This window comes from Streptomyces sp. NPDC127092 (genome assembly GCF_042722475.1).
In the GTDB taxonomy this organism is placed as follows: Bacteria; Actinomycetota; Actinomycetes; order Streptomycetales; family Streptomycetaceae; genus Streptomyces.
The window spans coordinates 1-8,071 of the sequence record NZ_JBHXFE010000084.1; the positions used below are offsets into that span (position 1 = coordinate 1).

Sequence of the window (8,071 nt, forward strand, 5' to 3'; positions counted from 1 at the left end):
CCGTCGAGCGCATGATGCGCGACGCCAAGATCACCCAGATCTACGAAGGCACCAACCAGGTCCAGCGCATCGTCATGGCCCGCAACCTCCCGTAACTCCCCCCACGGGAAACGAACGGCCCCCGGCACGCCGGTGCCGGGGGCCGTTGCGTGTCCGGGACTAGTCGACCTTCTGGCCGTCCGGGACCTGGTAGCAGCCGGAGACGACGAAGACGTTCAGCTTCGGCGGGTTGTCCTTGGCCCAGTGGGTGATCTTGACGCTGTGCTTCTTGGCGTCGTTGTCGGCGAGGATCCTGACGTTCTTGTTCTTGCTGGTGTCGGGGCCGAACTCGACGACCTTCCAGCCGTGCTTCGGGAGCTGCTCCTTGAGCCGCTCCATCACGCCGTCGAGCTGACCGGGCGACGCCGGGGTGAAGGTCCACGAGTGGAACGTGGTGAAGTACTTCTCCGGGTCCTTGCCCTGGCACTCGTTGACACCGGGGCCCGGCTCGGTCGCCTTCCCCTTGAGGCCGATCAGGTCGTAGAGCTCGCTCGAGACCTTCTCCGCCGCGTCCAGGGCGTCGGACGTCGTGGAAACGCCCGCGGCCGGAGGGCTGTCGGAATCCTTGGCGTCGGTCATGCTGCATCCAGTGAGGGTCGTGAGGGCGAGGGACACGAGGAGCGCGAACGCGCCCGTCTTGATCTTCATCTGACTAGCGCACTCCTGGCGTGGGGTTCGGCGGCGGCTTCAGGTTCACGTCGTCGTGCTTGCCCGCGACGACCAGAGCCTGGTTCTCCAGGCTCGTGGAGCCCTCGTTCCAGTAGTCACTGTGACCCGAGCCGTCCGTGGTCATCTGGTTGGCGCCGAAGCGTGCGTCGCTGGGAATCGTCCACGGGCCGTCCCAGTCCGTCCCGCCGTGCCCGAACCGGCCGACGTCCGGTACGAAGTCCCAGTCTGCCTCCTCGTTCCAGACATGGCCCTTCGGGACGTCCATGTCCTCGGCCTTGGGCACCTGCACGCCCGGGCTGCCCGCGAAGATCACGTCGTCCGCGTTCAGGTCCCCCTGCCGGGCCGCCGAACCGATCAGGGTCGTGCCGTACGAGTGGCCGATCGCCGTGCGGTGCGGGTCCGTGTCGACCGCACGCGAGGCGTCGAGGCCGTCGAGGAAGCGGTTGTAGGCCGGGGCGCCGTCATTGGCGTAGTGGCTGAACGGCGAGTCCTTGACGATGTTCTGCGGGGCGTCGTAGCCGAGCCAGGTGATCGTGGACACCGAGCCGTTGTCGGCACCGTTGGCCACGCTCCAGAGCCGCTCCATCCGCTTGATGTCGCCGTCGATGGCGCTCAGGTTCGCCGTCGTGCCCGGCACGTACACCGCCTGGTGGTCGGCCGTGTCCGGGTTGCCGTTGGCGACGATGGCCCGTCCGTTGCCCTCGGGGCTGAAGCCGAGCAGATAGGCCTCCGGGGTGCCCTTGACGCCCGTCCGGTCGAAGCGCCCCTGGATGGCGTCCATGCCCTTGAGCGCGCCCGTGAGCTCCCGGTACCGGTCCCCGTACTGCCTGTCCCACGCCATCCACTCGTCCGTGTGCACCTTGGACGGGTACATGCCGGCGGTGATCCACGTCCACTCGTTGGCGGGCGGCTTCGGTATCGAGTTCAGCTCCGTCTGGTACTGGCCGTGCTTCTCCGCGAGGACCACGCGGTTCGCCTCGTCGCGCACCGTGGACGGCAGTCCGTCGAGCGCGCCCACCGCCTCGGGCCGCAGGGAGAGCCAGGCCGCCTGCTGGTCCGCGTCGAGCCCCTTCCACCAGGCCGCGTTGTCCTTCGGACTGCCGTCCTTCGGCGGCTGCGGCAGGGAGTCGAGGTAGCTCTTGCCCGCGTCCTTCACCCCGCCCATGTCCGACTGCGTGTCGGCCCAGTCCCGGTCGGTGACCTTCAGGTCGTCGTCGGCCTTCAGCGCCCGCAGCTTCGGCGCCCACTTGGCGTCCGCGTCCGTCGCTTCCTTCAGTGCGTCGGCGATCCGGTTCGCGAACTCGAGCGCCTTGCCGTAGTTCGGGTTCGGGTGGATGTTGATCGCCTGGCGCTCGATCGCGTCCGACGTCTCGGTGCCTCCGGCGCTGCCCGTCACCGTTCCCCCCTCGGCGGGCTTGTCCGCGCCGGGCTTCGCGCCCGCCGGGAAGCTGACCGAACCGTTGGGGTTCACGGTGCAGCCGGCCGCCTGCGCGTCGGCGATCGCCGCGTCCAGCTTCCGCTTCGCGGCGCCGAGGTCGAAGGCGAAACCATTCAGCGCGGTGCTGACGAGACCGCACTCGGTCTGCGCGTAGTGGAAGTTCTTCGACAGCTCCTTCAGCTCGCCCAGGGCGGCCTCGGCGGCCTTGCCCGCCAGCTCGCCGCGGATGCCCGCGGAGATCTTCGTGTCGATCGTGTCCTTGGCCGTCATGGCCGCGTCGCCGACGGCCCGGTAGCCGTCCGCGGCCTCCTCGTACTCGGCCTGCTTGAAGGCCCGCAAGGTCTCCAGATCCATCGCGCGGTCACTTCTCCTTCGCCTGGCCGCCGACGGCCTCGGTGTCCGCGTACTTCTTCGCGAGCGCGTCGAGGTCCTGCTTGACCGCGTCGTCCGGCTTCGCCAGGTCGTGACCCGACTGCTGGAGCACCTTGCCCAGCGCCTCACAGCGGCCGCTCACGTCGCCGAGGTACTTCTTCCAGGAGTCGTACAACTCCTTCTGCGCCGCCGCGCTCTGGATGCCCTGGCCGTCACCCAGTCCCGCCTGCCCGGAGTCGAGCTTCGTCAGCGCCGTGGTGACGCCCTCCTTCAGCCCCGAGACGCCCTCGCCGGCCTTCACCCAGGCCCGCTTGTCCGTCTTCAGGTCCTCCGAGTACCCGCCGCCTCCCGGGTCCGCCGGCAGCTGGTTCAGGCGCATCGACGACGACTGGCGCGCCGCCGTCTCCGCCTTCAGCTGCTCCCACTCGTCCCACGGCATTCGCGAACCTCCCCGTTCCCCGCGCTGTCCCCGCGCCTTCCCCGTGCTGCCGCCCGTGGCGACCGGCGCCATGATTCCCGGATTTGCTGGATGAAATCAAACGGTCGGCGCCCGAACAGGGCGCCGACCGCAGGCCGTAGACGTCAGCGGTCCGAGGTGACCGTGACCTTCTCGTCGTTCCTGATCTGCTCGACCAGCTGCTTCACCTTCGGCATGTCCCACTTGAGGGAGCCCTGCGGCGCGCTGCCCGCGATCGGCATGTTCATCGACTTCCCGTCGCCGCCGCTGATGCCCTTCATCGCGAAGAACATCTTGCCGAGGTCGTAGAGCGACATGTCCTTGTCCACGATCAGCGTGTCCAGGCCCGCCCCGAGCGTCGGGTACAGCCGGAACGGGTTGAGGATCGTGCCCGGCGTCGCCGCCTGGTTGGCCAGCGCCGACAGGAACTTCTGCTGGTTCTTCGTACGGGCCAGGTCGGACTCGGCGAAGGCGTAGCGGGTACGGACGAAGGCGAGGGCCTGCTCGCCGTTGAGGGTCTGCGTGCCCGCCTGGAAGTCGGCGCCGGACTTCTTGTCCTTGAAGCCCTTCTCGATGTTCAGCTCGACACCGCCGAGCGCGTCCACGATGTTCGCGAAGCCGGCGAAGCCGATCTCCGCGTAGTGGTCGATGCGCAGGCCGGTGTTGAACTCGACGGTGCGGACGAGCAGTTCCGGGCCGTCCATCGCGTAGGCGGCGTTCAGCTTGGAGCCGCCGCGCGCCGCGTACTTCTTGCCGGACTCCGAGCCCACGAAGGACGGGATCGTCACCCAGGAGTCACGCGGCAGCGAGATCATCGTGTTCCCGCTGGAGCAGGCCGCGAGGATCATCATCGAGTCGGTCCGCTTGCCCTCGGCGGAGCCGGTGTGCAGCTTCTTCTTCTCCTCGGCCGTCATGCCCTCACGGCTGTCCGAGCCGACGATGAGATACGTGGTGCAGTCGCCCTCGGAGGGGCGCTCGATCACCTTGGCGAGGTCGACCTCGTTGCGCATCTTCGAGCTGGCCCAGGCGTACGTGCCGACGCTCCAGCCGACCACGGCCACGGCGAGCACGATCGAACCGATCTTGATCCGGCGCCGCCAGTCGGGCGCGCCGGCACCGCCGCCGGGGCGCGGCGGCGCGTACTGCGGCGGCACGGTGCCGTGGCCGCCGGGCCCGCCCGGGCCACGGCCGGGGCCTTGCGGGCCGCCGTAGACCTGGCCCGAGCTGTAACCGGAGTCGTACCCGGAGGCCTGCGCCTGCGTGAAGCTCGGGTTGTAGCCCTGGTCGTACTGCGGCTGCCGCTGCTGCTGCGGCTGCTGCGGGGGGACCTGCGGGCGCTGCACGTGGCGCATCCGGCGAGGCCCCTCGGGCTGGGCGTCGGGCCAGTCATTCATGCGGAACAGTCTGCCGGTCCGTCCCGCCGGCCCGACAGGGCGGGTGGGGAATCGGGCCGGCGCTGTTGCCAAGCTGATGCAAACCGGACGGCGCCGCGACCTGGTCCAAGGGCGGGCATAAGGTAGAGGGCATGACAGATCAGGGCGACATCCCGGGGAAGCCCACCTCCGCCTCCCGCACCACCCTCAGCCACATCATGACCAGCCACGACACCAACCTCCTCGGTACGGTGCACGGCGGCGTGATCATGAAGCTGGTGGACGACGCCGCGGGCGCGGTCGCGGGCCGGCACTCGGGCGGCCCGGCCGTCACCGCCTCCATGGACGAGATGGTCTTCCTGGAGCCGGTCAGGGTCGGCGACCTCGTCCACGTGAAGGCCCAGGTCAACTGGACCGGCCGGTCCTCCATGGAGGTCGGCGTCCGGGTCATGGCGGAGCGCTGGAACGAGTCCGCGCCCGCGACCCAGGTCGGCTCCGCGTACCTGGTCTTCGCGGCCGTCGACGCCGACGGCAAGCCCCGGCCCGTCCCGCCGGTCCTCCCGGAGACCGAGCGCGACAAGCGCCGCTACCAGGAGGCCCAGATCCGCCGCACCCACCGCCTGGCCCGCCGCCGCGCGATCAAGGAACTCCGCGAGCGCCGCGCCGCCGAGGGCTACGAGGACTGAGCCCCTCCGCCCGCACCCAGGAGCACGGGCAGACCGGCCGGCCGCCCCGGCCCGCGGCTACGGGCGGCACGTGATCGCCCGGTCGGTGACTGCGCCCGCGGCGGCCCCCGGCTACGGGCACACCTCACGGTTCGCCCCGGCCCCCGGCTACGGGCACACCACCTGGTCGCCCCTGACCGCCTCGAACTGGCCCGTCTGCCGTTCCCGCTCGCGGACCGGCGTCACGCCCTTGTAGTCCGCGCCCACCGTGACCCGCAGGGTCGCGCCCTGGCCCTTCACCGGGCGGAGCTCCGCGCCCGGCAGGGCGGCCGCCAGGGACCTGGCCGAGCGGTCCCAGCCCGGGTCGTACTCGACGAGGGTGCGCGACTGCTCCCGGCCGCCGTCGGCGGTCCTCGGCGCGCGCGTCGTGTCGAAGCCGGTGCCGCGCAGGGCCGCGTCGACCCGGCCGCCGAGCCCGTCCGTGCGGGTCCCGTTGTAGACCTGGACCCGGATCGTCCCCGGTGCGACGTCCACGTCGACCGGCAGCGGCCCCTTGGCCGCGGCCGCCCGGGCGGGCGCCAGCGGCCGGTCCTCGCGCAGCGACTGGAACAGCTTCTGCGCCTTCGCCGCGTCCCACTTCACCGTGGAGCCGATCCCCTTCACCGGGAAGCTCATGTCGCCGATCGGCACCGACACGAACTCCGACGACGCCGGCGAGAAGCCCTGCATCGCCTTGGCGAGGGCGAGCATCTGCTCCGTACCGAAGCCCTGGTCGGCCCGGACCGAGCTCAGTGTCGTCGAGGCGACCTCGCGGAAGCGCACCGGGTTGAGCAGCACCCCGCCGCTGGTGACCTGGTCGATCAGCGCCGCCAGGAACTTCTGCTGGCGCTGCATGCGCCCGATGTCGGCGGCCCCGTCGACATGGCGGGAGCGCACGTACTGCAGCGCCTGTCCGCCGTCCAGCTCGTGCGGCCCGGCCGGCAGGTCGAGCCCGGTGTAGGGGTCCTTCAGCGGCTTCGTGGTGCAGATCTGCACGCCGCCGACCGCGTCCACGGTCTTCATGAAGCTGGTGAAGTCCACCTCCAGGTAGTGGTCGATCTTCACCCCGGTCATCGACTCGACGGTCCGCACGGTGAGCCCCGGCCCGCCCTCCGCGTACGCCGCGTTCAGCTTCACCGGGTGCGCGTGGTGGTGCTTGCCGGTGGTGAGGTCGGTGTGCTCGGGCATCTCGGCGTACGAGTCGCGGGGCAGCGACACCACGCTCGCCCGCTCGCGGTCCTCGGAGATGTGCACGAGCATCACGGTGTCCGTGCAGTGGCAGGGAGCGCCGCCGAGCCGGTACTTCCTGCGCTCCTCCTCGCCGATCCGGTCGCGGCCGTCGGTGCCGACGACGAGGACGTTCATGCCGTGCCCCGCCTGCGGCCGGTTCTTCATGTCCTTGAAGGGGTCGATCCGGTTGATGCCGGTGTCCAGGCTCGTCACCACCGCGTGCCCGATGCCCCCGGCGGCGAGGACCACGACCGAGAGCGTGGTCGCCGCCCGCATGCCCCACCGCGGCCGTCTCGACCGGCGCCGCCTGCGGGCCGGTGCCGGAGCCGGAGCGGGTACGCGGCGGGCGGCGGGCCGGGGAGGACGGGGCGTGCGGGAGGGTGCGGTCACCGGTGGACACCTCCGCTGGTACGACAGGGGGACCGTGAGCACCGTAGGCCCATACGATCAGCGCCACCCGGCATCGCCCCCGGCGGCGCGCGACCGTGTCCCCCGTTCGCGGTAACGTGGCACGCGATACTGCTGCCTCCCGGGGGACGACCCCCGGACCCCCGAGGAATCCATGCTGCCCCCCGTCTCCGTGATCATGCCGGTCCTCAACGAGGAGCGGCATCTGCGCAACTCGGTCCGTCACATCCTGGAGCAGGAGTACGACGGTGAGATGGAGGTGGTGATCGCGCTCGGCCCGTCCACGGACCGCACCGACGAGATCGCCGCCGAACTCGTCCGGGAGAACGCCGACAAGCGTGCCCGGGTTCACACCGTGCCGAACCCCACAGGCCGCACGCCGGCCGCCCTCAACGCGGCGATCAAGGCGTCCCGTCACCCGATCGTGGTACGCGTCGACGGCCACGGCATGCTCTCGCCCAACTACATCTCGACCGCCGTGCGTCTCCTGGAGGAGACCGGCGCGATGAACGTCGGCGGCATCATGCACGCCGAGGGCGAGAACGCCTGGGAGGACGCGGTCGCGGCCGCGATGACCTCGAAGATCGGCGTCGGCAACGCGTCCTTCCACACCGGTGGCGCGGCCGGCCCGGCCGAGACGGTGTACCTGGGCGTGTTCCGCCGCGAGGCGCTCGAGCAGCAGGGCGGCTACAACGAGGAGTTCATCCGCGCCCAGGACTGGGAGCTGAACTTCCGCATCCGCGAGGCCGGCGGTCTGATCTGGTTCTCGCCCGAGCTGCGCGTCCAGTACCGCCCGCGCCCCTCGGTGCGCGCGCTCGCCAAGCAGTACAAGGACTACGGCCGCTGGCGGCACGTGGTGGCCCGCTACCACGAGGGCTCCATCAACCTCCGCTACCTGGCCCCGCCGACCGCGGTCTGCGCGATCGCCGCGGGCATCGTCGTGGGCGCCGTGCTCACCCCGCTCGGCTTCGTGATCCCGGCCGGCTACCTGGCGGCCATCACCGCGGGCTCGGTCGTGGCCGGCAAGGGCCTGTCGCTGAAGGCGCGGCTGCAGATCCCGGTGGCTCTGGCGACCATGCACATGTCGTGGGGCTTCGGCTTCCTGACCAGCCCGCGCTCGCTGGCGAAGAAGGTCATCGCGAGCAGGCGTCCGGTGGTGAAGGCCGGCGAGACGACGGCGGAGCCGGCCGAGGCGGCCTAGCCCGCCCGGGCCTTGCCAGGGGCTGAGGCAGCCGGTCCGGCCCACCCGGTCTACTCGGCCCACCCGGTCTACTCGGCTCACCCGGCTCACCCGGTCTACTCGGTCCGGGACCGGCTGATCCTGCGCCCGATGCGGCGCCCGACACGGCGGTGGCCGGGTCCCTCTCGGAGGGACCCGGCC

General features: G+C 71.0%; 8 protein-coding genes. 3 read left to right on the forward strand and 5 right to left on the reverse strand.

From position 1 onward, the window contains the following. A partial coding sequence (locus ACFWJO_RS36790) for an acyl-CoA dehydrogenase family protein (RefSeq protein ID WP_132919430.1) occupies positions 1-95 on the forward strand: 95 nt, incomplete at its 5' end. Between the two features lie 64 nt (positions 96-159). On the opposite strand, the gene ACFWJO_RS36795 is transcribed toward ACFWJO_RS36790, so the two are convergent. From ACFWJO_RS36795 to ACFWJO_RS36810, 4 genes are all read right to left on the reverse strand, one after another. Beyond that, positions 160-687 (reverse strand): hypothetical protein, encoded by a 528-nt coding sequence (locus ACFWJO_RS36795; RefSeq protein ID WP_386872434.1) that lies wholly within the window; start codon positions 685-687, stop codon positions 160-162. 4 nt (positions 688-691) lie between these two features. Next, positions 692-2,500: an alpha/beta hydrolase gene (locus ACFWJO_RS36800; RefSeq protein WP_386872435.1), complete on the reverse strand. Its 1,809-nt coding sequence runs from the start codon at positions 2,498-2,500 to the stop codon at positions 692-694. 7 nt (positions 2,501-2,507) lie between these two features. Beyond that, positions 2,508-2,957 carry a hypothetical protein gene (locus ACFWJO_RS36805; protein WP_386872437.1) on the reverse strand — a complete coding sequence of 150 codons (450 nt, stop codon included), beginning with the start codon at positions 2,955-2,957 and terminating at the stop codon, positions 2,508-2,510. Between the two features lie 143 nt (positions 2,958-3,100). Next, a complete protein-coding gene (locus ACFWJO_RS36810) occupies positions 3,101-4,369 on the reverse strand; it encodes an LCP family protein (protein WP_386872439.1) in 1,269 nt (422 codons plus the stop codon). Positions 4,370-4,500: 131 nt separating this feature from the next. Between ACFWJO_RS36810 and ACFWJO_RS36815 the strand changes: the two genes are divergently transcribed. After that, positions 4,501-5,034, forward strand: coding sequence for an acyl-CoA thioesterase (locus ACFWJO_RS36815; RefSeq protein WP_386872440.1), 534 nt, complete (start codon positions 4,501-4,503; stop codon positions 5,032-5,034). A 147-nt stretch (positions 5,035-5,181) separates the two neighbouring features. Here the strand turns inward: ACFWJO_RS36815 and ACFWJO_RS36820 are convergent, their stop codons facing one another. Next, a complete protein-coding gene (locus tag ACFWJO_RS36820; RefSeq protein WP_386872442.1) occupies positions 5,182-6,558 on the reverse strand; it encodes an LCP family protein in 1,377 nt (458 codons plus the stop codon). A 286-nt stretch (positions 6,559-6,844) separates the two neighbouring features. Between ACFWJO_RS36820 and ACFWJO_RS36825 the strand changes: the two genes are divergently transcribed. Next, the gene (locus ACFWJO_RS36825; RefSeq protein ID WP_386872443.1) at positions 6,845-7,891 is read left to right on the forward strand and encodes a glycosyltransferase family 2 protein; all 1,047 of its coding nucleotides are present in this window, start codon (positions 6,845-6,847) and stop codon (positions 7,889-7,891) included. The last annotated feature ends 180 nt before the right edge of the window (positions 7,892-8,071 follow it).

Bases quoted from the DNA above. Each gene is read 5' to 3' on its own strand.
- ACFWJO_RS36795 (WP_386872434.1), bottom strand. From the start codon at position 687: ATGAAGATCAAGACGGGCGCGTTCGCGCTCCTCGTGTCCCTCGCCCTC.
- ACFWJO_RS36815 (WP_386872440.1), top strand. From the start codon at position 4,501: ATGACAGATCAGGGCGACATCCCGGGGAAGCCCACCTCCGCCTCCCGC.
- ACFWJO_RS36800 (WP_386872435.1), bottom strand. From the start codon at position 2,500: ATGGATCTGGAGACCTTGCGGGCCTTCAAGCAGGCCGAGTACGAGGAG.
- ACFWJO_RS36825 (WP_386872443.1), top strand. From the start codon at position 6,845: ATGCTGCCCCCCGTCTCCGTGATCATGCCGGTCCTCAACGAGGAGCGG.
- ACFWJO_RS36810 (WP_386872439.1), bottom strand. From the start codon at position 4,369: ATGAATGACTGGCCCGACGCCCAGCCCGAGGGGCCTCGCCGGATGCGC.
- ACFWJO_RS36820 (WP_386872442.1), bottom strand. From the start codon at position 6,558: ATGCGGGCGGCGACCACGCTCTCGGTCGTGGTCCTCGCCGCCGGGGGC.
- ACFWJO_RS36805 (WP_386872437.1), bottom strand. From the start codon at position 2,957: ATGCCGTGGGACGAGTGGGAGCAGCTGAAGGCGGAGACGGCGGCGCGC.